This window comes from Marinovum sp. E3 (assembly GCF_055755275.1).
In genome coordinates this window covers 114722-135816 of the sequence record NZ_JBVTQV010000003.1, presented here as the reverse complement: position 1 = coordinate 135816, position 21095 = coordinate 114722, and the positions used below count along the sequence as shown (strand labels likewise).

Genomic DNA, 21095 nt, shown 5'->3' with positions numbered 1-21095 from the left:
GCGCGCCTCGGGGGAAACCGCGATGAAGAGGTTGATCAACGGGGCGTCCCGCCTGACAGAATTCATGGCGGCCATGATGATGGCCGCCATGTTCGCCACCTTCATCATCCAGATTTTCATCCGCTATTCGGCGCGTGTTCCCGGGGTCGCCGAAGCGGTGCCCTTTCTCAGCCCCGAAAACTTTGGCTGGACGCTGGAATTCTGCCTGCTCATGTGGATCTGGCTGGTGTTCTGGGGCAATGCCTTCATCGTGCGCGAGCGCGACCACGTGACGTTTGATATCCTCTATCAGGGCGTCAATCCGGCGCTGCGCAAATGGTTCGTGATCGTCGCGGCGCTGGCCATCATCATCGGGCTTCTGGCCTCGATCGGCCCGACCTGGGACCGTTTCTACATCCTGCGGCTGAAACGCACCGCCACGCTCGAGACGCTGTTCGGCGCGGATGTGCGTATGCTGCATATCTACATGATCTATATCGCCTTTCTCCTGATCGTGCCGGTTCGTTATGCGATCCGCGGCTGGAAGGCCTGGCGCCTAGGTGCGGAAGAGGACCTGCACCACTACGAGGCGCTGGCCCGCGAAAAAGGCAAAGACATCCACAAGGCCGACGATACATGAGCCTCGAATTCACGCTCTGCCTGATCTCGCTCTTCCTGTTTGCGGGCATCGGCATGCCGGTCGCCTATGCGATCCTGCTGGCCTCGCTGGTCTATCTCTTTCTCGGTGGCCAGAGCATCGGCATCGCCGGCAAGACACTGATGGACGGGGTTTATCAGAGTTTTATCCTGCTTGCCGTGCCGCTTTTCATCGTCGCCGCGAACATCATGAACGCCGGCACCATCAGCGACCGGCTGCTGCGCTTCTGCGTCGGGCTCGTGGGCCGGTTCAAGGGCGGGATGGGCCATGTCAACGTGGTGGCGTCGCTGATCTTTTCCGGCATGTCCGGCTCTGCGGTGGCGGATGCAGCAGGGATCGGCAAGGTGATCATCGACATGATGGTCAAGTCGGGGCATTACACCCGCGGCTATGCCGCCGCGATCACTGCCGCCTCTGCGGTGATCGGCCCGATCATCCCGCCGTCGATCCCGATGGTGCTCTATGCGCTGGTTTCGAACGAATCCATCGGCTACCTGTTTCTCGGCGGCATCGTGCCGGGCCTGTTCCTCGGCAGCGTTCTGATGGGGATGAACTGGTTCATTGCCCACCGCCGCGACTTCGGCACCGAAGATCCGGTGCCACTGAGGGATTTGCCGGCGCTGACCGTGAATGCCTTTCCGGCGCTGCTGATGCCGGCGATCCTGCTGTACGGCATTTATGGCGGCGTCACCACGCCGACAGAGGCCGCCGCCGTCGCCGCCTTTTACGCGCTGATCCTGGCCGCCGTCTTCTATCGCGCGCTGTCGCTCGGGGCGTTCTACCATATCCTTGTCGAAAGCGCCCGCTCCTCGGCCGCCGTCGGCCTGGTGATCGGTGGCGCGCTGATCCTGAACTTCATCGTCGCCTCCGAGAACATCCCCTCGATGATGGCCGCGGCGATGGTCGATCTGAACATTTCGCCACTGGCCTTCCTGCTGGGGGTCAACCTGCTGATTCTGCTGCTGGGCTGCGTGCTGGATGCGACGACTATCATCCTGGTCATCCTGCCGCTGTTCATTCCGACCTGCCGCGAACTGGGCATCGACCTGGTGCATTTCGGCGTGGTCGCGGTGGTCAACTGCATGGTCGGGCTGATCACCCCGCCTTATGGCATCCTGTTGTTCGTCATCAACGCGGTCACCCGCATCCCCCTGGCCGAGATCATCCGCGAGGTGCTGCCTTTCCTTGCGGTTCTGGTGATGGCGCTGCTGGTGCTGATCCTGGTGCCCGACCTGGTGCTGTTCCTGCCGCGGATGCTTGGCTATCAGGGCTAGGCGGCCCCAGCCGGCCCGCATGTTCTTCCCGTTCCGACACGAAAGACCCACGCGATGAAAACCATCTACCTGCTCAACGGCCCCAACCTGAACCTTCTGGGCAAGCGCCAGCCGGAGATCTACGGCCACGAGACGCTCGATGACGTGGCGCGCATGTGCCAGGAGGCCTGCGCCGAGGGCTTCGAGATCAAGGCGCTGCAATCCAACCACGAGGGCCAGATCGTCGACTGGATTCACCAGGCCCGCGAGGCGGCCTGCGGCATCGTCATCAACCCGGGCGCCTACAGCCACACCTCGATTGCCATCCTCGACGCGCTCAATGCCTTCGAGGCGCCGGTGATGGAGGTGCACATCAGCCAGATCCACAAGCGCGAGACCTTTCGCCATCATTCCTATGTCTCGCATCGCGCCGATGCGGTGATCGCCGGGCTGGGGCTCGACGGCTATGTCGCCGGCGTGCGGCGGATCTGCTCCCTGGCCGGAGCCGCCGGATAATGACCGAGGGCCCGAAGCTCGCCGTCGTCGGCGCCGGTCTGATCGGCATCCGCCACATCGAGGCGATCGACAAGACGGCCGCGGCGACCCTGGCCTGCATTGTCGATCCCGCCGAAACCGGCCAGGCCGCGGCCCGGGCGCGCGGCGTGCCCGGTTACCTCACGCTTGAGGAAATGATCGCCGCCGGCGGCATCGACGGGGTGATCCTCGCCACGCCGAACAGGCTGCACGAGGCGGGCGCGCTCGCCTGTATCGACGCCGGCCTGCCGGTGCTGGTGGAAAAGCCCATCGCCACCGACCTGCCCGGCGCGCGCCGCATCGTGGCGGCCGCAGAGGCCGCAGGCGTCGCCGCCGCCGTCGGCCACCACCGGCGGCACAACCCGCTGATCGCCCGGGCAAAGGCGCTGATCGACGAAGGCCGTCTGGGCCAGATCGCCAGCGTGCAGGGCACCACTTGGTTCATGAAACCCGACAGCTATTTCACCACCGACTGGCGGCGCCGGAAAGGCGCCGGGCCGGTCTATCTCAACCTGATCCACGACATCGATCTGCTGCTGCACCTGGTGGGGCCTGTGGTCACCGTGCAGGCGATGGAATCCAACGCCGTGCGCGGCAACGAGGTCGAAGAGACCGCGGTGATCCTGCTGCGCTTTGCTTCGGGCGCGCTGGGTACGGTCAATGTCTGCGACACCGCCGTCGCGCCCTGGAGCTGGGAGCTGACGGCGCGGGAAAACCCGGCCTACCCCGCCACGTCCGAGGATTGTTACTGGCTGGGCGGCACCGAAGGCTCGCTGTCGCTTCCCAACCTCGCGCTGTGGCGCAACCCGGCGACGCGATCCTGGTGGGAGCCGCTTTCGGCCACCCGCTTCCCTTTCGACCTCACCGATCCGCTGATCCTTCAGATCGAACAATTCGCCGCCGTCGTCCGGGGCGAGGCCGCGCCGCTTGTCTCGGCGCGCGACGGGCTGGCAGCGCTCGAGGTGATCGAGGCGGTCAAGAGCTCGGCCGCAAGCGGACAGCCGGTCGCGCTGACCGGCTGAGACCGGAACGGCGGGTCGGCTCCGGGGCACCGCCTATCGGCTGGGCACGCCCTTGCCGCGCATCAGGCGCTTTTGCGCCGCGATCCGAAACGGCGCATTCGGGGCGCCGTATCCGCCATAGCCCGCGCGGCGTTCCACGATCTCAAAGAACATTCCGCCGGCATAGGGCCGGGAATAGAGCTGAAAAAACGCGCCGCTGGCGTCCTCGTCATAGAGAATATTCGCCGCCGCGAGCCGGTCGAGCATCCCCGGCGGCAGGTCGAACCGCGCCGCGAGATCGGCATAATAGTTCTCCGACATCGGCAGCGGCTCAAAGCCGCGTCGGGCCAGCTCTTCGGCGGTGGAAAAGATATCGTCGGTCGAGAACGCGACATGCTGCACCGAGGCGCCGAAACTGTCCGCCAGGAAATTGCCCGCCATGGTGCGATGGGTTTCCGCGCCGTTGAGCGTGATGCGGAACCGGCCGTCGCGGGTTTCCAGCGCCTGGCTGCGAACCAGCCCGTCGGGGTCGACGACATCGACCATGGGTGATTTGTCCATCTCGAACAGCGTGGTGTAAAACAGCGACCAGCTGAGCATTTCGTCATAGCTCATGGTCTGGGCCAGGTGGTCGATCCGGGTGAGGCCGGCGCCCGTGGCTTGCGCAACCGACGAGGTGAATTCGACCGACCAGACGTCGCTCAGCCCGCTGGCCTCGTCGATGAAATGCAACACGCTGCCCGAAAGGCCGCGGATCGCCGGAATCTGCAACTCGCCCGGGCCGACCGGCTGATCGAAGGGTTTGGCCCCGAGCTGCCTTGCCCGCGCCACCGCATCCGCGGCATCCGGGACCGAGAGGCCGATGTCGCAGACGCTGGTGCCGTGCATGTTGTAGGCGCTGCTGGCATAGCCAGTGGTTTCGCGGTTCACCACGATACGGATCTCACCCTGGGTCCAGAGCGAGAGCTTCTTGGCGATATGGCGCCCCGACTGGTGGAAACCCAAGGTTTCCAGCATCGCCTCGAGCCTGTCGGCCTCGGCGCCGCGGGTCGCGAACTCGACAAAGGACACCCCGTCGACAGAGGACCGGGCCGGCATTTCGGCGGAGGTGAAAGCCAGCGCGGGCTCGGCCCGGCGCACGTCATCCATCAGCGCGATCAGCGAGCGATGGCCGTCCTTGGCAATGGTTTTCGGCGGGCCGGAGCGGAACTGGTCATTGAAGATTTCGAGGCTGATCGGGCCGGCATAGCCGGTCGCCATCACAGCGCGCATGAAGTCGGTGACCGCCAGATCGCCTTCGCCCGGCATGTTGCGGAAATGGCGTGACCAGTAAAGCAGGTCCATCTCGATTTGCGGGGCGTCGGCCAGTTGCACAAAGAAGATGCGGTCGCCGGGGATGCGGCGGATGGTGTCGGGGTCGATCTGGCGGGCCAGTGAATGAAAGCTGTCGAGGATGATGCCGACGTTTTCATGATCGGCCCGGCGGACGATTTCCCAGGCGTCGCGGTGGTCGTTGACGTGCCGGCCCCAGGCCAGCGCCTCATAACCCACACGCAACCCGCGCCGGGCGGCGCGTTCGCCCAGTTCGTGGAAATCCTCTGCCGCCCGGTCGATGCCACCCAGCGCCTGCGGATGGCAGGAGGAACAGACCAGCACCAGTTCGGTGCCCAGCTCCTGCATCAGGTCGAACTTGCGTTCGGCGCGGTCAAAAGCCTTGGCGCGCAGCGGCTCCGGCAGACCTTCGAAATCGCGGAACGGCTGAAACAGGGTGATTTCCAGCCCCATCGAACGGATCATGTCGCCCACCTCGCGCGGGCTGCCGTCATGGGCAATGAAATCCTGCTCGAAGATCTCGATCCCGTCAAAGCCGGCTTCGGCAATCGCCTCGAGTTTTTCCGGCAGGTTGCCCGAGATCGAGACGGTGGCGATGGAGGTTTTCATGCCTCGTCCCCCTGAATGGCATCACGCAGGGCGGCGTGATCGAGATCGGCGCCGGTAAAGATGCCCCAGGCATCGACGCCCTGTCCGAAAAACAGCTCGTAGCCCGAGATCACCGCCAGCCCCGCAGCCTCGGCGTCTTGCAGGAACTGCGTATCGGCCGGCGTATAGACCGCGTCGAAGGCCCAAGTGGCGCCGGCCATTGCCTCGACCGGCAGCGGCGTGCCGCCGATGCCCACCATGCCCAACGGCGTGCAATTGATGATCCCGTCCGCCCCGTCGGCGGCGGCGACGGCCTCGGTGAAGGTTTCGATTCGGGTGTCGGAGCCGAGGGCGCGCAAGGCCGTGGCCAGCCCTTCGGCCTTGACCGGGTCGAGATCGACGCAGCGGATCGATCGTGCGTTCAGCGCGATCAGCCCGAAGGCCACCGCCTTGCCCACCCCGCCGGTGCCGATCAGGCAGACGGTGCCGGGCGCGGCATCGCCGCGCACCGATCTGTAGGCCGCCTTGAAACCGGAGTAATCGGTGTTGAAGCCTTTCGGCCCGTCCGCGTCAAAGACCACGGTGTTCACCGCGCCGATGCCACGGACCAGCGGATCGGAGACCGCGACCTTGGCGGAGACGATTTCCTTGTAGGGAAAGGTGACGTTGATGCCGCGATAGCCGCCGCCCTGCGCCCGGTCAAAGACCTCGTCAAAGCTCTGGCCGAGGTCTTTCGGGATCAGCCGGTCATAGGTGACGTCAAACCCCGCCAGCTTGCCCGCGGTTCGGTGCAGGCGCGGCGATTTGGAGCGGGCGATATTGTCGCCGATCAGGCCGAGCTTGATGCTGCGGGTCATTGCTGTTCTCCCTTGCGGCCAAAGACGCGGGCCTTGCCCTTGGACCAGAGCGGGGTCTGGCTGACGAAAATCAGGATCACCGCGGCAAGGAGCACCAGCGACAGCGGGCTTGTCACGATACCATGAAAGAAGCGGCCAAGGTCTTCGCGCTCCGAGATGATCGCGCGACGCCAGTTGTCGTCGAGCAGGCGCGACAGGATCACGCCGAGGATCACCGGCCCCAGCGGATAGCCGTAATGCCGCATGAAGTAGCCGAAGACGCCGAAGCCGAGCATCCAGTAAACATCGGAAATCGAGTTGTTCACCGCATAGGCGCCGACGATGCTGAGCAGCATGATCAGGGGAATCAGCACCGCACGCGGCATCTCCACGATCCTGGTGAAAAGCTTGATCCCGGTCAGACCAAAGAGAAGCATGAAGCAATTGGCCGTCACCAGCGCGCCGACGATGAACCAGAACATGTCGGGCTGGTCGATCATCAGCATCGGCCCGGGGTTCAGCCCGTGGATGAACAGCGCACCGATCATGATCGCGGTCACCGCGTCGCCGGGAATGCCCAGTGTCATCATCGGGATGAAAGCGCCGCCGACGGCGGCGTTGTTGGCGGTTTCGGGCGCGACAAGCCCTTCCATCGCGCCATCGCCGAATTCGCGCTCGGGCGACTTGGTGACGCGCTTGGCGTGGTCATAGGCCATCAGCGCCGCAATGTCGCCGCCGGTGCCGGGCAGGGCGCCGATGGTGACGCCGATGGTCGAGGTCTGCAACGACAGCGGCAGGTGTTTTTTCACGCTCGCCAGCGAGGGCACGATGCGGCTGATCTTCTGGCGCACCGCGTCCTTGTCGACATGGTGCAACTGGCCCAGCGCCTCGGAAACGCCGAACATGCCGATCATCACCGCGATGAAGGAAATGCCGCCTTCGAGGACCTGGAAATCGAAGGTGAAGCGTTCGGCGAAGGTCAGCGGATCGCGGCCCACCGCGCCGATGGCAATGCCGAGCGCGCCGGCGAAGATGCCCTTGACCAGGGAACCCTGGCTCAGCGAACCGACCAGCAGGATACCGAGGATCGCCAGCAGCATGTAATCGCGCGGCTGGAAGGTCAGCGCAAAATCCGACACCAGCGGCGCGGCCAGCGCCAGCACGCCGATGCCGATGAAACCGCCGATGAAGGACATGACGGTGGTGACGCCGATCGCCTCGCCGGCCTCGCCGCGCCTGGCCATGGGATAGCCGTCAAGCGCCGTGGCGATGGCCGAGGGTGCGCCGGGAATGTTGAGCAAGATCGCGGTGCGCGAGCCGCCATAGACGCCGCCCATGTAGATGCCGATCATCAAGGAGATCGCCGGATAGACATCCCAGGAGAAGGTAAAGGAGATCAGGATCGACACCGCCATGGTGACCGAAAGCCCCGGAATGGCGCCGACATAAACCCCGGCAAAGGTACCGAGCCCCACCAGCAGCAGAAGCTGCGGCTGGCTGAAGACGGTGAGAAAATCCATCACAGCGCTCATTGCGCCCCCTCCGCCTGGAACAGATCGCGGAAAAACTGGATGAACTCGGCTTCGGGCAGGATGCCGGCGGGCATCAGCACCGAAAAGACGATGCGGAAGATCAGCCAGATCACGATCAGGCTGCCAAGCGAAACGGCCAGCGTCCAGACCCAGCCGCGCCGGGCGAGGAATTTGATCGCCAGGATCAGAAACAGCGCCGAGGTCGGCAGGAAGCCCAGCGGTTTCAGCAAGATGCCGTAGATTGCAAGCGCCAGCGAAAACAGCACCACGGCCGGCGGCAGGATGTCGCGCGCCAGCGTCTCGCTGCGATCAAGCGGCAGTTTCGCGGTTTTCAGCAGCACCAGCAGCGAAGCCAGAACCATCACCGCCGTCGTGGCCATCGGCACCGAACCGGGGGCCGAGAGCGCTTCGAAGCCTGAAATGCCATACGCGCTCCAGAACAGGCCGAGGCTGACCGCCAGCATCAGCCCCGCAAAAACCAGTTCTCCGGGCCGCCGCTGATCCGGGGCGCCTCCGGGCGTGGCGTCGGAAGTGCCGTCGTGATGTTCGGGGTCGATATGTTGCATGGCGTCCTCCCTGGAAGGCCTGCTGAAATGAATGGCGCCGCGCATCGAATGGAACGCGCGGCGCCGGTTACGCGGGGCGAACGGGCCGCCGGTCAGGCAATCACTCGCCAGGACGGGCGATGCCGAACTCCTCGGGCGAGGCTTTGGTAAGGCCCGCGTCTTGCAGGAGCCAGGCGGTGCCTTGCTGCCATTTCGACAGGAATTCCTCGGCCTCGTCACCGGCAATGCCCATCAGGGTAAAGCCGCGGTTCTCCATCAGCGCCACGAAATCCGGGTGCTCGACACCGGCGGCGAAGGCGTCGGACAGCTTGGCCACCACGTCGTCCGGCGTGCCCTTGGGGGCAAAGACCCCAAAGAACGGGCCCCAGGGCAGATAAGTGCTGTAGCCGTCGTTGAACTCGGTCACGGCGGGCACGCCGGGCAGCTTGTCGTTGGCGGCGACGTCGAACACCGCCAGCGGTTTCATGTTGCCGGCGCGGATGCCTTCTATGGCGGCCCCAAGGACGGCCGGCATCACGTCGATTGCCCCGCCTTGAAGCGCGGTCAGCGCCGGGCCGTCGCCGTCATAGGGCACGGCAATCACATCCAGTTCCCCCTCGACGGTGTTGATCATCGCGGTAATCACCGAGGGCAGGCCGCCGGGGCCGGTGGCACCAAAGCGGACCTCGCCGGGGTTGGCCTTGATGTGTTCCATCATGCCGGCGTAATCGTCAAACGGCGCATCCTTGTTGGCCACCAGAATGGGCGTGCCACGGGCCAGGATGTTGATCGGAATGAACTCGCCGTAATCCTTGTCACCCAGGCCCATGATCTTGTAGAGCATCGGATTTTCCGCGCCCATTAGCAGGGTGTAGCCGTCGGCCGAAGCCCCCGCGACATGGTTCAGTGCGATCGCGCCCACCGCGCCGGTTATGTTCTGCATGACGACACTACCGCCCAGAACCTCTTCGGCATGCGGCGTGACAGAGCGCATCACCGTGTCGGTCGAACCACCGGCCCCCCATTGGATGATGCCCTGGATTTCCTTTTCCGGGTATTCCGCGACGGCTGCGGTCGCCGACAGCGCGAGCGCGCCGAGCGCGCCCCAAATGGCTCGTTTCATCTGTATCCTCCCAAATCTTCAAACAGTCGGGCCAGGCAACTTCCCAGCCCGGGACAGGCGGACTATCACAGATGGCGCGGCGTAACGTCAAATACTCAAATCTAGAAATGATTAACCTGATGTTATTCCGACCGGCGAAACTCGGGCCCTTGCGCCACCGCCCGCCCCAGTTCACGACGAAAGTGACTTATTGCGTTTTCGGCAAAGCCCGACAGCACCCTGCCCTTCTTGCGCACCACAAAGGATTTGACGGTGACCTCCTCGCGCAGCGGACGGCGCACCAGACCGGGCATATAGACCTCGGCCACGGAAAATTCGTCGATCACCGCCACGCCCAACCCGTGCCGGACCAAGCTCACCACCGTCTGGGCAAACCGGCCGCGCATCGCATGGTTCACCGGCAGCCCAGCATCCCTGAATGGCTGGGCGAGCAACGCGCCATAAGGATCGGCGGGATCGACGCCGATCAAGGGCTGGTCGGTCAAGTCGCGCACGGAAATCTCGGCCCTGTCCGCAAGGGCATGCCCCTCGGGCAGGATCACCACCAACCGCCCCTCGGCGATCTGTTCGTTTTCGATCGAAGCGTTCTCCACTGCCGACGACATCACAACGAATTCGCCGCGCTCCAGCAGCAGATAGTCCACGGTCTCCTCGATCTTGAGAATGTTCAGATCGATGAACAGATCCGCATATCGCCGGCGCACCCGTTTCAGCACGCGGGCGGCAATGAACTGGGCAATCGACGGCGCCGCACCAAAGGCCAGCCGCACGTCCTCGCCTTTTTGCAGGGCACCGACCGCCGATTGCAGGTTGGCGACGCCCTTGTAGACCTCGCGCACCTGATCGAAGACCGCGCTGGCCTCGACCGAAGGCACAAAAAGCCCGGCCTTGCGCTCGAACAGCCGGATACCAAGCGAGTCTTCGGTATGTTTGACCAGGCGACTGATGCCGGGGGCCGAGACATTGAGCATCTGGGCCGCGCCGCTGATCGTGCCGGTCATCATCACCGCGCGGATCACCTCGATCTGTCGCAGAGTCATTTCGGGCATCGTTCCTCCTTTCGCCCCGAGATTAACATGGAGTTACGTGGACACAAGAACAAGCATTTGACGTTAAGGCGTGCGCTCCGCAGGCTGTGGTCCGGATCAACCGATAGGACGGGCCATGACCGACAAACAGCACATCTGGACCGAAGACTGCGACCTGCTGGTGGCGGGGTCTGGCGCAGCCGGGCTGGCGGCGGCGGTAACCGCGGCGCATCACGGGCTGAAGGTGGTGCTGGCGGAAAAAGACGCGGTTCTTGGCGGCACCACCGCATGGTCGGGCGGCTGGATCTGGGCACCCGGCAACCCGGTGGCGCGGCGTCAGGGCATCGCCGAAGACCCCGAGGCGCCGCGCCGCTACCTGCGGGCGGTGCTGGGCGAGACGTTCAACGCCGAGCTTGCCGGGGCCTTCTTGCAGGCCGCGCCGGAGATGGTGGGGTTTTTCGAGGCCGAGACCGCGCTGCGTTTCGACTGCGGTGCGGCCATTCCCGACACCTACTGCCATCTGCCCGGCGCCGGGCTTGGCGGACGGTCTGTCATCGCCCAAGCCTTCGACGCCCGCGCGCTCGGACCGGACATCGCGCTGCTGCGGCCGCCGCTGCGTGAAACCAGTTTCCTCGGCATGACCATCCAGGCCGGGGCCGACCTGCGGGCCTTCCTGACTGCAACCCGTTCGCTGAGATCGGCCCTGCACGTCGCCCGGCGGCTGGGCCGCCACGCCTGGGATCTGGCACGCCATCGCCGCGGCATGGACCTGCGCAACGGCAATGCGTTGGTGGCGCGGCTCCTGCTTTCGGCGCGCGAAATCGGCGTCGACCTGCGCCCCGGGCAGGCGCTGGCCGAGGTGATCTCGGATGCCTCCGGGGTGCACGGCGCCGTCCTGACCGTCGGCGACACCGAAATCCGCATCCGCACCCGCCGCGGGATCGTACTTGCCTGCGGCGGCTATCCGCATGACCTCGCGCGGCGCAGGGCAAGCTATCCCTGCCACCGTCACCACACGCCGCTGGCGGTGCCCGCCGCCACCGGCGACGGCCTCCGGCTGGGCGAAGCCGCCGGCGGCCGGCAGGATATGACGCTGGCCGCGCCAGCCGCCTATTGTCCGGTCTCCCGGGTCAATTGGCCCGACGGCCGCAGCGGCGTCTTTCCGCATATCATCGACCGCGGCAAACCGGGGGTGATCGGCGTGCTGGCCGACGGCCGGCGGTTTTGCAACGAGGGCCTCGGCTACCACGATTACGTCACCGCGATGCAGGCCGCGACCGCGCCCGGCGATGAACAGATGTCCTGGCTGATCTGCGACCGGCGGTTCCTGCGGCGTTACGGGCTGGGCATCGTCCGCCCGGCGCCGGTGCCGATCCGGCCCTGGCTGCGCGCGGGCTATCTCAAGACCGGCGGCACGCTGGCCGAACTGGCGCAGGCCTGCGGCATCGACGGCGCGGGATTGGCGGAAACCGTGGCGCGATACAACACCGGCGCCCGTCGCGGCGAAGACCCGGCGTTCCAACGCGGCAGCTCGGCCTACATGCGGCTGCAAGGAGATCCGGCGGTCACGCCCAACCCCTGCGTCGCCCCGATCGAGACCCCGCCGTTCTACGCCGTCAAGGTCGTACCCGGCAGCTTCGGCACCTTTGCGGGGTTGAAGACCGATGGCCAGGCGCGGGTCTTGGGCGCCGGCACGGGCCCGATCCCCGGCCTCTATGCGGCAGGCACCGACATGGCCAGCGTCATGGGCGGGCATTACCCGGCGGGCGGCATCAACCTCGGCCCGGCGCTCACTTTCGGCTTTGTCGCCGGCCGCCATGCGGCAGGGGCGGCGCCATGAGCCGGCTGCTCTCGCTCGCGCATCTGACCGCCATCGAGCTGGCGCCGCCGGAGCTGATCCGTGCCGCTGCCGAGGCCGGGTTCGATGCCGTCGGCCTGCGACTGATCGCGGTGACCGACACCAGCCCCGGCTACCCACTGATGGCGGATCCGGCAATGCGGCGCGCCACCTGCGCCGCGCTGCGCGAAACCGGTCTGCGGGTGCATGACATCGAATTCGTCAAGCTCACGCCCGAGACCGACCCCGCCGGGCTGCAATCCTTCCTCGACGCGGGGGCGGAGCTTGGCGCTTCCGAGGTCATCACCGCCCCCTATGATCCCGATCTGTCCCGGCTGGCCGACCGGCTCGGCGCGCTCTCCGAGCTTGCGGCGGCACGCGGTCTTGGCGTCTCGCTGGAGTTCTTTCCCTGGACGGTGGTGCCCGATCTCGGGGCCGCCCTGCGGCTGGTCGAGGGCGCGGCGCCCGATGTCGGCATCCTCGTCGACAGTCTGCATTTCGACCGCTCGCAAAGTCGCCTGGCCGATCTGCGACACATCCCGTCGCGGCGCCTGCGCTTTGCCCATCTCTGCGACGCGCTTGTCGCGCCGCCCTATTCCACGCAACAGCTCTTGCACGCCGGCCGGGCCGAGCGCCTGCTGCCGGGCGAAGGGAATATCGACCTCGCGGGCTTCCTCTCCGCCCTGCCCCAAGACCTGCCGCTCGCGCTGGAGGTGCCGATGACGCGCCGCACCGCCGAGCTGGGGCCGGAGGCGGTCATCCGCCACGTCTTCGCGGCGACGTCCGGGTTTCTCGCGGCGCAAGACAGCAGCTCATCCTAGCCGGCGGCCGCGATTCCGGCATCCACCAATTGCTCCCAATCCGGCAGATCGGTCAGCGCTTCCATATCGAAGGCCGCGAGAAAGCGGTCGGTGGTGACAAAAGTATAGGGCGCGCCGCGCCGGGGGCTTCTGGGGCCCGTCCCGATCAGGCCGAGGGCATGCAGCCTGCCGATCAGGTCGCGGCCGATCTCCTTGCCGAAGATCTCCTTGAGCCCGTCGCGGGTGATCGGCTGGTGATAGGCGATGGCCGCCAGCACCGCGAGATCGAAGTCCCGCAGGTCGAGTTCCTGCCCGCCGACATCCGCCGCCGCGCGGACCGCCGGCGCATAGGCCGGCCGCGTCCGCAGCAGCCATCCGCCGGCGGATTTGCTGATTTCGAAAGACCGGCCTTCGAGCTCGACCGCAAGATCCTCGATCAGAAGGTCCACCGAGGCCCCCTGCCCCACGACCCGCGCCAGATCATCCGCCGGCACCGGCGCGGCGCTGGCAAAGAGCACCGCCTCGATCCGGCGCATCCATTCGCGCCACCGCAGCTCGGGCGGCAGGCTCTCCAGCTCACGGTCGAAATCCGGCTCGGTCGCGCTTCGGGCCATGGTCAGACCCCGTAGAGCCGAAAGGTGTCGCGCCCGGTCAGCTCGCGCGCCGCACCAAGCGCGACCAGCCGGTCGCAGAACCGGCGGGCGGCCCGGCCGGACCGGAGCGAGGTGAGCGCCGTCGGCGCCACCGCATCCCGCGTCAGGAACAGGCGAACGGCCTCTTCCGCCCCTCTGGCCCGGAGCTTTGGCGCCACCGCGTGCAATCGGGCGGCGCGCTGGCCAAGCTCTGCGGCTTCGCGCGCCGCCTCGCGCGTGGCCTCGGCCACGGCCCGGTGACAGGCCAACCGCAACTCCTCGCCGGTCTTGCGCAGATCGCGCCGCTTAAGGCCGAGCGACAGAAGCGGCGTGAGATGCGACCAGCCGAGCGCCCGCGCCAGAACCGCATCGGCGATCAGAAGTGCGGTGGCCTCGGCCCCCGGACTGTCCTCGAGAACCGCTTGCAGGGCAGAGGCCGCGCGCCGGATCGGCGCCCCCTGCCCGGCATCCAGCCAGGCCGCGATCCGAGGCGGTTCGGTGTTGGGCAGCGCCCGGGGCAACGCCCTGGCCGAAAGCGGGCGTTCCACGGCCCGGCGCCAGGACAGATAGACCTCACCTGCGGGGCCGGGCTGATGGCCCGGCGGCAGGAACACCACCACGTCGCGCAATTCGCCCGCCCGTTCGGGCCGCCCGGCATGGGCGACGCAATTCTCGGCCGCCCGCAGGGCCAGCCGCGCGCGCAACAGGGCGTGGGGCAAGGCTCCCTGTGCCAGGACAAGATGCAAATGGGCCAGCGCCGCCCCCGACAGAAACGCCAGATCCTCAGAGGTTTCGGCCCGCCCTGCGCCAAGCCAGGGCGGCATGCGGAGCGCCATGTCACTCTCGTTTCTGAAGGTCGCGGCGGCATAGGTCATCCGGCAAGGCTAGCCCATCTCGGCGCTTGTCGCCATATTCGACTGTCAAAACCGCCCTTGCCTCCTTCATGTCCAATAACCTTGCCTTCTCGGCTGGCCGGTCATAGGCTTCGGCTCATGTCGAACCGCCCCATCAGCCCCCCTGCCCCGGAGAACAGTATCGAAGCGGCGCACGCCCCATCCGGGGCGGGCCCGCGCGGCGCGGCCTCTGACAATACCTTGAAAGCCTATGCCCGGGATTGGGCGCATTTCTCGCGTTGGTGCCGGATGACCGGCGCCAATCCGCTGCCGCCTTCGCCCGAGCAGGTCGGGGATTATCTGACGGCAATGGCGGCGCCCGCAGACGACCGGCAATCCCCTGCGGCCCGCTGCCCCCTTTCGGTGTCCACCATCGAGCGCCGGCTTGCCGGACTGGTCTGGAACTACGCGCGGCGTGGCTTCGCACTCGACCGCCAAGACCCGGAGATCGCCACCGTGCTGGCCGGGATCAGACGCCGCCACGCCCGCCCCCCGGCGCAGAAAGAGGCCATCCGGCCCGCGGATATCTTGGCCATGGTGGGCACATTGGGCTTCGACCTGCGCGGGCTGCGGGATCGCGCGATCCTGTTGCTGGGCTTTGCCGGCGGATTGCGTCGAAGCGAAATCGTCAGCCTCGACCGCCGCAAGGACGACACCGCCGACGGCGGCGGCTGGATCGAGATCATGGAGGCCGGCGCGCTCCTTACCCTCAAGGCCAGGACCGGCTGGCGCGAACTCGAGGTGGGGCGCGGTTCGTCCGAGCGGAGTTGCCCGGTGAAGGCGCTGGAGGACTGGCTGCACTTTGCCAGGATCGACACCGGGCCGGTCTTTGTCCGTACCTCCCGCGACGGCAAACGGGCGCTGAAGGCACGGCTGAACGACAAGCATGTGGCGCGACTTGTCAAACGCACCGTTCTGGACGCCGGGCTGCGACAGGACTTGCCAGAGCAAGAACGACTTGCCCTGTTCTCCGGTCACAGCCTGCGCACCGGGCTTGCCAACGCGGCCGAGATCGACGCGCAGGCTGTTCAGAAACGGCAGGGCCATGCCTCGGCCGAGAGGTCCGGTTCTCGACGCCAGGCCGACAGGTTTCAAGTGAACCTGACCCGAGCGGCGGGGCTCTGAGCGGCATGAGCCGAGGCCTTCGCCTTGCGGCTCAGGGCCGGGCATCGCCCGAGAAGCGCGCAATCCGGGTGAGCAGATAGATCTGCCACAGCGCCGCCAGAATCGCCGCCCCGAAGACCGCCTGAATCGAGATCAGCGCGACAAAGCCGGCGCCGAGCAGCGGCAAAAGCGCTGCCGGCGCGGCCAAAGCATTGAAATAGGCGGAATAGGCCGGCCGCCGGTCATCGGGCGATATCTCCATGAGATAGCCCAGATAGCCGATGGTCACGCCGTTCATCATCGCCCCGATCAAAACGAAGAGCAGGGCAAAACCGATCAGCCCGGCCCCGGCCCAGATCAGCCATATCGCAATGAACGGCGGCACCATACGGACAATCGCGACCATGCGCAGCATCGCCAGCTTTCCGGCGCCATCACCGAGCCAGCCCCAGAGCGGGTTCGACAGCAGCGCCCCGGCGGTTTGCGCCCCCAGCAGGATGCCGACATCGGCCGCGCCGATGCCGTTGCCGGCGGCAGCGACGACATAAAACGGCAGCGCCATCAACGTCGCGCCACCGAGCCATTGCGAATAGAGGAACAGCCGAAAGCGGGTGTCGTCTTGCAGCACCTGCCAACCGCCGCGCAAAAAGGCGGTGATGCCGGGCGGCGTGGCTGTGCCCGCCTTGCGCGCCGGCACCGGCGGTTCCCCCGCCGCGACAAAGAACGTCGAGGACAGGATCATCAACAGCGCCGCCAGCGCAAAGATCACGGCATGGGCCAGTAGCAGGGGCAAGGCGTCGATCGTCAGCCCGACAAAGCCCGCCACGGCAAAGGCGATCAACCCGCCGCCAAAGAAGCGCCAGGCCAGCATCCGGCTGCGGGCCTCGGAGCGGATCGAGCGACCGACGATGTCGTTATACGGCACCGCGACCACCCCGCTGACAAAGGCATAGACCGTCCAGAGCGCGAGGAAGCCGACAGCCAGCGGCACCGGCGGCCAGTCGAATTGCGGCCAATCCGACCCCCACCAGAGCAGAATCGCGATGAACGCCAGACAAGTCGCGCGCCCGTAGGCACCAAAGACGTAAAAGGGCATCCGCCGTTCGGCCCGCTCGGCCAGGTAGCCGACGAGCAGTTGCGGCAGCAACCAGCCAAGCCGCAGTATCGCGCTGGCAAAACCCACCGCAAAGGCGCTGCCGGTCAGATGAAAGACCAGGCTCGCCACGACGGTCGCGGAATCGACCGCCGCCGCCCCACCCTGAAACGCCGCACCTGCGCCGGCAATGCGCCAGAACCGGCGGCTCTCATCGGGCAGTGTCGTCGGCTCAGACCCGGACATTGGCCCGTTCCGCCTCGATCCGGGCTTGCCGGATGTCGATCCCCGATTGCCACAACACGACCAGCCCGATGCCGACGACCAGGATGATCGACACCATCCAGTTGAACAGGATCATCAACAGCGCCTGTTCTTCGGGAACGCCCAACAGCTGAAACGCAAGCGCCGTGCCGATGACAAAGCCCCCCGGCACCCGGACGAACCGCGACAGCACCAGCGAAAAGCCGCCAAACACCATCAGGAAGAGGTAATCGAGCGGTGCCAGAACCACGCCAATGGCCAGCCCGGCCCAGAGAAAATGCGTGGCCGAGACAAATTTTGCCGCCACCGCGCCGAGCAGCACGTTCAGCCTGTGCTGCCGGCTGCGCGGCCAGACGACACCGCTGCACAGCGATCCGCGCAAGGCGGTGCCGTTGGCCCGGAACCAAAGGGCCACCCAGTCGAAGATGCGGCAAATCAGCGGCCCTTCCCGCGCAAATAGGGCGCGAAAGCGGAACATCGCCCAAAGCAGACCGCTGAAGAGCGCGAAATTCAGTGCCCCGGCGACCGCCAGGCCCAGCTCCAGATTGCCGGCGATCTGAGGCACCTCGCCCGCCATTGCCACGACCCCGGCAAAGAGCGCAAAGACCACGCCATCGATAAATCGCGCGATGATGGTGGTGGTCAGCACGGTGCCCATCTTCAAGGTTTCCATCCGCGCGATCAACCAGGACCGCACCAGCGGGCTGATGCCAAGCGGCACCAGCACATTGGCGCCGTATCCCGCCAGCAGCGCCCCGGTCAGCCGCAGCGTGCGCACCGGTTTCACATCATGCAGAATCTGGCGCCATTTCCAGCCGTTCAGCACCTGCTCGAGCAGCACAGTCGCCGCCAGCACCGCGATCCACCCGAGGTTGGCCGAGCCGAGCCCGGCCAGAAACCGGCCGAAATCGAGATCGCGGTACAGCCAGAAAACAATGGCAAGCGCGACCACGCCGCCGGCAACAGGCAGCCCCCAGCGCGACAAGATACGTTTCATGCCATTGCCCCTGCCCCGTGCCGGACATGCTGTTCTGTGGCCATTGCCATCTCCCCTGCGCAATTTCCCTGACACGCCATCCTACAGACCGTATCATGGTACGGAGTCAACCACACAAGTGACAGGAGCGCCTGATGAAACCCTTCACGATTGGTAATGCGGCAAAGGCAACGGGTGTCGGTGTCGAAACCATCCGCTTCTACGAGCGCCGCGGTCTTATCGCCCAGCCAAAGCGGCCCGAAGGCGGCGGCGCCCGCGACTATGATGCCGACACCGTTGCGCGATTGCATTTCATTTGCAAGGCCAAGGAGATGGGGTTTTCCCTGGCCGAAACTGCCGAGCTCCTGGCGTTGAGAGATGATGGCGAGGCCGGTTGCGCCACGGTGCGCGCCCGCGCCATCGCCAAACGCCGGGAGATCGAGATCAAGCTTCTTAGGCTGAAGGAGATGTGCAGCCTGCTTGATGACCTCATTGCCGGCTGCCCGGGGTCCGGGGAGCTGTCGGATTGCACCATTCTGGGGGCCATCGAAACCCACGACCGATGAGGCCGGCCCCGGTCAGGTCCACGGTCCTTTCGGACCCCGGGCTCGGGACTTGGGGATACTGCTGGCCGACAGCGGGGTTGTCCGCGGCGCTGGCCGCGATTGGCTCGCCAAGGCCCGCAGGGCGGCGATGCGGTTCTCGGTCGCCGGATGGGTTGCGAACAGGTTGTCATGCTTGTGTGCGTGCAGCGGGTTGATGATGAACATATGCGCCGTCGCCGGATTGCGCTCGGCGGCGTGATTGTCGATCCGGGCAGCGCCCATGGCGATTTTTTCCAGAGCCGAGGCCAACCAGAGTGGCTGGCCGCAGATCTCGGCGCCCATCTTGTCGGCGGCGTATTCCCGTGTCCGGCTGATTGCCATCTGCACCAGCGCAGCCGCCAGCGGTGCGAGCATCATCATCAGCAACGTACCGATCAGCCCAAGGCGTTCACGCGACCCGCCGAAGAACAGCGCAAAATTGGCCAGCACCGAGATCGCGCCGGCAAAGGTCGCGGTAACGGTCATGATCGCGGTGTCATAGTTGCGGATGTGGGCCAGCTCATGTGCGACCACCCCGGCCAGCTCCTCTCTTGTCAGGCTGCGCAGCAGGCCCGAGGTCACGGCCACCGCCGCATTTTCGGGGTTGCGCCCGGTGGCAAAAGCATTGGGTTGCGGCGTGTCGATCAGATAGACCTTGGGCTCGGGCATCCCGGCGTTTCGGGCCAAATCCGCAACCATAGCGTGCAGCCCCATCCGATCTCCCGGTGTCACCGGCTGGGCATTGTGCATCCGCAGCACCATGCTGTCGGAGTTCCACCATGTGAAGGCATTCATCGCCGCGGCCACCACCAGGGCGATCACCGCGCCGCCTGCCCCGCCGATCAGATAGCCGACGCCCATGAACAACGCGGTCATTGCCGCCATCAGCGTTGCCGTTTTTACGTAGCCCATTGTTGTCTCCGATCCTTGAATGCGCCTTGATGCAGGAAATATGGCGCGGATTTCGGGGCCTGCAAGTCGCCGCGTTGTGTGTGTCATAGGCCCGTTCCGGGCAATGGGTTGTCGCGAGGTTGGTGATCCCGTTGGCGGCCTTCTACTTCCTTAAAATCGCCCGAGAGAGACAGCCATTTGGCGGGCTGTACCGCGGCGAATGCGAGCATTTTCAGGAACGCCATGCCCGTGATTTTTCCGGTCGGGTTCCTTGGTCCAGATTGATCCGTTGCGAGGGTCTGCAATCAACGTAGTGCAGCAGCGTGCGGCGCGGTTTGGTAAATTTTTGGGCCGGTCTTTAACGAGGGTCATCGTGACAATCTCTTCGGCACAGGGCAGGGCCTCGCCAGCTGATCGGCGTTCATCCTGCCCAAGAAAGTTGGCCATGGCCAACTTTCCCCTGCCGGGCATCCCGGACGGCTCTGGTCAAATAGGCGTCGGGGTTGGCAATGTCGCAGAGACGCCTGGCCATCCGGTCCTGCAAGGTCAGCGTCTGTCTCAACCCCAAGGACGTTAGTGCCGCGGTCAAAGTGTTGTGCTGAACCCCCAGCATCTTGCCGAATTCATAGAGAACCCGCTGCGCTCCACGCTCCGAGGTGGGCGGATCGGGGTAGAACGCGGCCAGAGCCCGAAGCTGTGGCCATAGCTCGGCTTGCGAAGGTTCGGAGTATTTTTTTGTATTGGAGTTTGTTGGCTCTTTGTGTCGGACGTTTTGACCGTCATTGGCGGACGTCGGAACCGGTGTTGCCTGTGTCCCGTCACCATGCGGCAGGGCGTTGCCCGTGGCCTCGACCTCGGTTTCCTGTTGCATCGGCGCGCTGACCTCTGGGGGCATCAACAGTCGTGTCAGTTCCTGGATGATCGACCTGGCCTGCACGATGGTGGCACTGGCGCGTCGCATCAGGGTGCGGGTGCCTTCGACAAAGGCCCGCGCCTCTTCTGCCAGATCGAGTTCAAGGCATTGGCGTCTCAGCGTCTGGATACGGGCCTTGAGGCCGCGCAGCTCAAGCGCCTCTTCGCGGCGTTTTTCGGCAAGATGCAAAAGTTCCTCGGATCGGACCAGCAGCGGAGAGAGGTCGATGCCGTAGGCCGCAACAACTTTGCCCGCACGGTAGATCGGAAATCTCTTCCGGTTTGCACTGTCCCTGCGGACAATCAATCCGACGGCCTCCAGCCGCTCCAGATGCCGGCGCAGCTGCCTGTCGGTGATGCCCTTGGCACGAAAGCACAGTGTCTCATTGCTCGCGAAGACTGTGAGCAGGGTGGTGGGTGAGATCGCCATGTCCCGCCCGGTTTCGGAATTCTTGCAGGCCAGACAGCTCAAAAGAGCGTCCAGAACGACGATCGACGCCGCGCGCAGGCCCAGATCCCGACCGACCGTGTTGACCGCGGCCATGAGCGCGCGTCGGGTAATCGGCCGAAAGTCGGGTTGCGTAGATATTGCGCCGATCCCCTCGAAGCCACGAGGGGTCGACAAGGCACAGGTTTCCTGTGCCACGGCATCAGGTGCCGCGACATACTGGTGATTCATGCAATTTCAGACGGCAAAAGG

The 21095-nt window shown here is 65.6% G+C and carries 20 protein-coding genes; 8 read left to right on the top strand and 12 right to left on the bottom strand.

All coding sequences use genetic code 11. The annotated features are described in order from the left end of the window. The first annotated feature begins 22 nt into the window (after nt 1–22). The 4 genes from AC0J5K_RS19890 to AC0J5K_RS19875 are packed head-to-tail and all read left to right on the top strand — an operon-like array spanning nt 23 to nt 3446. Nucleotides 23–619, top strand: a complete 597-nt coding sequence (locus tag AC0J5K_RS19890; RefSeq protein ID WP_074837046.1) for a TRAP transporter small permease — start codon at nt 23–25, stop codon at nt 617–619. Continuing rightward, nucleotides 616–1911 carry a TRAP transporter large permease gene (locus tag AC0J5K_RS19885; RefSeq protein WP_048534887.1) on the top strand — a complete coding sequence of 432 codons (1296 nt, stop codon included), beginning with the start codon at nt 616–618 and terminating at the stop codon, nt 1909–1911. Before AC0J5K_RS19890 ends, AC0J5K_RS19885 begins: the two co-directional genes overlap by 4 nt. 54 nt (nt 1912–1965) lie before the next feature. Next, nucleotides 1966–2406: a type II 3-dehydroquinate dehydratase gene (gene aroQ, locus AC0J5K_RS19880; RefSeq protein ID WP_048534885.1), complete on the top strand. Its 441-nt coding sequence runs from the start codon at nt 1966–1968 to the stop codon at nt 2404–2406. Continuing rightward, on the top strand, nt 2406–3446 hold the full coding sequence (locus tag AC0J5K_RS19875) for a Gfo/Idh/MocA family protein (RefSeq protein WP_048534884.1): 1041 nt from the start codon (nt 2406–2408) through the stop codon (nt 3444–3446). Before aroQ ends, AC0J5K_RS19875 begins: the two co-directional genes overlap by 1 nt. 33 nt (nt 3447–3479) lie before the next feature. Here AC0J5K_RS19875 and AC0J5K_RS19870 read toward each other — a convergent pair whose 3' ends face one another. The 6 genes from AC0J5K_RS19870 to AC0J5K_RS19845 form a co-directional block, all read right to left on the bottom strand. Beyond that, nucleotides 3480–5366, bottom strand: a complete 1887-nt coding sequence (locus AC0J5K_RS19870; protein WP_420398534.1) for a bifunctional sugar phosphate isomerase/epimerase/4-hydroxyphenylpyruvate dioxygenase family protein — start codon at nt 5364–5366, stop codon at nt 3480–3482. Further along, entirely contained in the window at nt 5363–6202 is an 840-nt protein-coding gene (locus tag AC0J5K_RS19865; RefSeq protein ID WP_420398535.1) for a shikimate dehydrogenase family protein, read from the bottom strand. Before AC0J5K_RS19865 ends, AC0J5K_RS19870 begins: the two co-directional genes overlap by 4 nt. Then, nucleotides 6199–7713, bottom strand: a complete 1515-nt coding sequence (locus AC0J5K_RS19860) for a tripartite tricarboxylate transporter permease (RefSeq protein WP_420398536.1) — start codon at nt 7711–7713, stop codon at nt 6199–6201. Before AC0J5K_RS19860 ends, AC0J5K_RS19865 begins: the two co-directional genes overlap by 4 nt. Continuing rightward, a complete protein-coding gene (locus AC0J5K_RS19855; RefSeq protein WP_420398537.1) occupies nt 7710–8279 on the bottom strand; it encodes a tripartite tricarboxylate transporter TctB family protein in 570 nt (189 codons plus the stop codon). Before AC0J5K_RS19855 ends, AC0J5K_RS19860 begins: the two co-directional genes overlap by 4 nt. Before the next feature lie 100 nt (nt 8280–8379). Then, a complete protein-coding gene (locus AC0J5K_RS19850; protein ID WP_420398538.1) occupies nt 8380–9381 on the bottom strand; it encodes a Bug family tripartite tricarboxylate transporter substrate binding protein in 1002 nt (333 codons plus the stop codon). Nucleotides 9382–9503: 122 nt separating this feature from the next. Then, on the bottom strand, nt 9504–10430 hold the full coding sequence (locus AC0J5K_RS19845) for a LysR family transcriptional regulator (RefSeq protein ID WP_048534877.1): 927 nt from the start codon (nt 10428–10430) through the stop codon (nt 9504–9506). Nucleotides 10431–10545: 115 nt separating this feature from the next. Between AC0J5K_RS19845 and AC0J5K_RS19840 the strand changes: the two genes are divergently transcribed. Together AC0J5K_RS19840 and AC0J5K_RS19835 are read left to right on the top strand one after the other, a co-directional pair. Beyond that, nucleotides 10546–12249: an FAD-dependent oxidoreductase gene (locus tag AC0J5K_RS19840; protein WP_074837054.1), complete on the top strand. Its 1704-nt coding sequence runs from the start codon at nt 10546–10548 to the stop codon at nt 12247–12249. Beyond that, nucleotides 12246–13067 carry a sugar phosphate isomerase/epimerase family protein gene (locus AC0J5K_RS19835; RefSeq protein ID WP_420398540.1) on the top strand — a complete coding sequence of 274 codons (822 nt, stop codon included), beginning with the start codon at nt 12246–12248 and terminating at the stop codon, nt 13065–13067. Before AC0J5K_RS19840 ends, AC0J5K_RS19835 begins: the two co-directional genes overlap by 4 nt. Here the strand turns inward: AC0J5K_RS19835 and scpB are convergent. Both scpB and AC0J5K_RS19825 read right to left on the bottom strand, forming a co-directional pair. Further along, nucleotides 13064–13660, bottom strand: coding sequence for an SMC-Scp complex subunit ScpB (scpB, locus tag AC0J5K_RS19830; protein WP_048534873.1), 597 nt, complete (start codon nt 13658–13660; stop codon nt 13064–13066). The two genes, AC0J5K_RS19835 and scpB, sit on opposite strands and share 4 nt — an antisense overlap. Before the next feature lie 2 nt (nt 13661–13662). Further along, nucleotides 13663–14553 carry a DUF1403 family protein gene (locus AC0J5K_RS19825; protein WP_283646366.1) on the bottom strand — a complete coding sequence of 297 codons (891 nt, stop codon included), beginning with the start codon at nt 14551–14553 and terminating at the stop codon, nt 13663–13665. A gap of 117 nt (nt 14554–14670) precedes the next feature. Between AC0J5K_RS19825 and AC0J5K_RS19820 the strand changes: the two genes are divergently transcribed. After that, nucleotides 14671–15696, top strand: a complete 1026-nt coding sequence (locus AC0J5K_RS19820; RefSeq protein WP_420398541.1) for a tyrosine-type recombinase/integrase — start codon at nt 14671–14673, stop codon at nt 15694–15696. A gap of 31 nt (nt 15697–15727) precedes the next feature. On the opposite strand, the gene AC0J5K_RS19815 is transcribed toward AC0J5K_RS19820, so the two are convergent. Continuing rightward, nucleotides 15728–17014, bottom strand: a complete 1287-nt coding sequence (locus AC0J5K_RS19815) for an MFS transporter (RefSeq protein WP_274590313.1) — start codon at nt 17012–17014, stop codon at nt 15728–15730. Next, nucleotides 17001–18029 (bottom strand): lysylphosphatidylglycerol synthase transmembrane domain-containing protein, encoded by a 1029-nt coding sequence (locus AC0J5K_RS19810; protein ID WP_048534870.1) that lies wholly within the window; start codon nt 18027–18029, stop codon nt 17001–17003. The genes AC0J5K_RS19815 and AC0J5K_RS19810 overlap by 14 nt, the downstream gene beginning before the upstream one ends. A gap of 134 nt (nt 18030–18163) precedes the next feature. Here AC0J5K_RS19810 and AC0J5K_RS19805 point away from each other — a divergent pair, with 134 nt between their 5' ends. After that, entirely contained in the window at nt 18164–18574 is a 411-nt protein-coding gene (locus AC0J5K_RS19805) for a heavy metal-responsive transcriptional regulator (RefSeq protein WP_048534868.1), read from the top strand. A 12-nt stretch (nt 18575–18586) separates the two neighbouring features. Here the strand turns inward: AC0J5K_RS19805 and htpX are convergent, their stop codons facing one another. Both htpX and AC0J5K_RS19795 read right to left on the bottom strand, forming a co-directional pair. Next, nucleotides 18587–19504 carry a zinc metalloprotease HtpX gene (gene htpX / locus AC0J5K_RS19800; protein ID WP_420398542.1) on the bottom strand — a complete coding sequence of 306 codons (918 nt, stop codon included), beginning with the start codon at nt 19502–19504 and terminating at the stop codon, nt 18587–18589. A gap of 400 nt (nt 19505–19904) precedes the next feature. Then, nucleotides 19905–21074: a helix-turn-helix domain-containing protein gene (locus AC0J5K_RS19795; protein ID WP_420398543.1), complete on the bottom strand. Its 1170-nt coding sequence runs from the start codon at nt 21072–21074 to the stop codon at nt 19905–19907. Between the last annotated feature and the right edge of the window lie 21 nt (nt 21075–21095).

Coding starts and splice junctions, on each gene's coding strand:
- htpX (WP_420398542.1), bottom strand. CDS start 19,504: ATGGGCTACGTAAAAACGGCAACGCTGATGGCGGCAATGACCGCGTTG.
- AC0J5K_RS19810 (WP_048534870.1), bottom strand. CDS start 18,029: ATGAAACGTATCTTGTCGCGCTGGGGGCTGCCTGTTGCCGGCGGCGTG.
- AC0J5K_RS19875 (WP_048534884.1), top strand. CDS start 2,406: ATGACCGAGGGCCCGAAGCTCGCCGTCGTCGGCGCCGGTCTGATCGGC.
- AC0J5K_RS19840 (WP_074837054.1), top strand. CDS start 10,546: ATGACCGACAAACAGCACATCTGGACCGAAGACTGCGACCTGCTGGTG.
- AC0J5K_RS19890 (WP_074837046.1), top strand. CDS start 23: ATGAAGAGGTTGATCAACGGGGCGTCCCGCCTGACAGAATTCATGGCG.
- AC0J5K_RS19795 (WP_420398543.1), bottom strand. CDS start 21,074: ATGAATCACCAGTATGTCGCGGCACCTGATGCCGTGGCACAGGAAACC.
- AC0J5K_RS19820 (WP_420398541.1), top strand. CDS start 14,671: ATGTCGAACCGCCCCATCAGCCCCCCTGCCCCGGAGAACAGTATCGAA.
- AC0J5K_RS19865 (WP_420398535.1), bottom strand. CDS start 6,202: ATGACCCGCAGCATCAAGCTCGGCCTGATCGGCGACAATATCGCCCGC.
- scpB (WP_048534873.1), bottom strand. CDS start 13,660: ATGGCCCGAAGCGCGACCGAGCCGGATTTCGACCGTGAGCTGGAGAGC.
- AC0J5K_RS19850 (WP_420398538.1), bottom strand. CDS start 9,381: ATGAAACGAGCCATTTGGGGCGCGCTCGGCGCGCTCGCGCTGTCGGCG.
- AC0J5K_RS19855 (WP_420398537.1), bottom strand. CDS start 8,279: ATGCAACATATCGACCCCGAACATCACGACGGCACTTCCGACGCCACG.
- aroQ (WP_048534885.1), top strand. CDS start 1,966: ATGAAAACCATCTACCTGCTCAACGGCCCCAACCTGAACCTTCTGGGC.
- AC0J5K_RS19870 (WP_420398534.1), bottom strand. CDS start 5,366: ATGAAAACCTCCATCGCCACCGTCTCGATCTCGGGCAACCTGCCGGAA.
- AC0J5K_RS19825 (WP_283646366.1), bottom strand. CDS start 14,553: ATGACCTATGCCGCCGCGACCTTCAGAAACGAGAGTGACATGGCGCTC.
- AC0J5K_RS19815 (WP_274590313.1), bottom strand. CDS start 17,014: ATGTCCGGGTCTGAGCCGACGACACTGCCCGATGAGAGCCGCCGGTTC.
- AC0J5K_RS19860 (WP_420398536.1), bottom strand. CDS start 7,713: ATGAGCGCTGTGATGGATTTTCTCACCGTCTTCAGCCAGCCGCAGCTT.
- AC0J5K_RS19845 (WP_048534877.1), bottom strand. CDS start 10,430: ATGCCCGAAATGACTCTGCGACAGATCGAGGTGATCCGCGCGGTGATG.
- AC0J5K_RS19885 (WP_048534887.1), top strand. CDS start 616: ATGAGCCTCGAATTCACGCTCTGCCTGATCTCGCTCTTCCTGTTTGCG.
- AC0J5K_RS19835 (WP_420398540.1), top strand. CDS start 12,246: ATGAGCCGGCTGCTCTCGCTCGCGCATCTGACCGCCATCGAGCTGGCG.
- AC0J5K_RS19805 (WP_048534868.1), top strand. CDS start 18,164: ATGAAACCCTTCACGATTGGTAATGCGGCAAAGGCAACGGGTGTCGGT.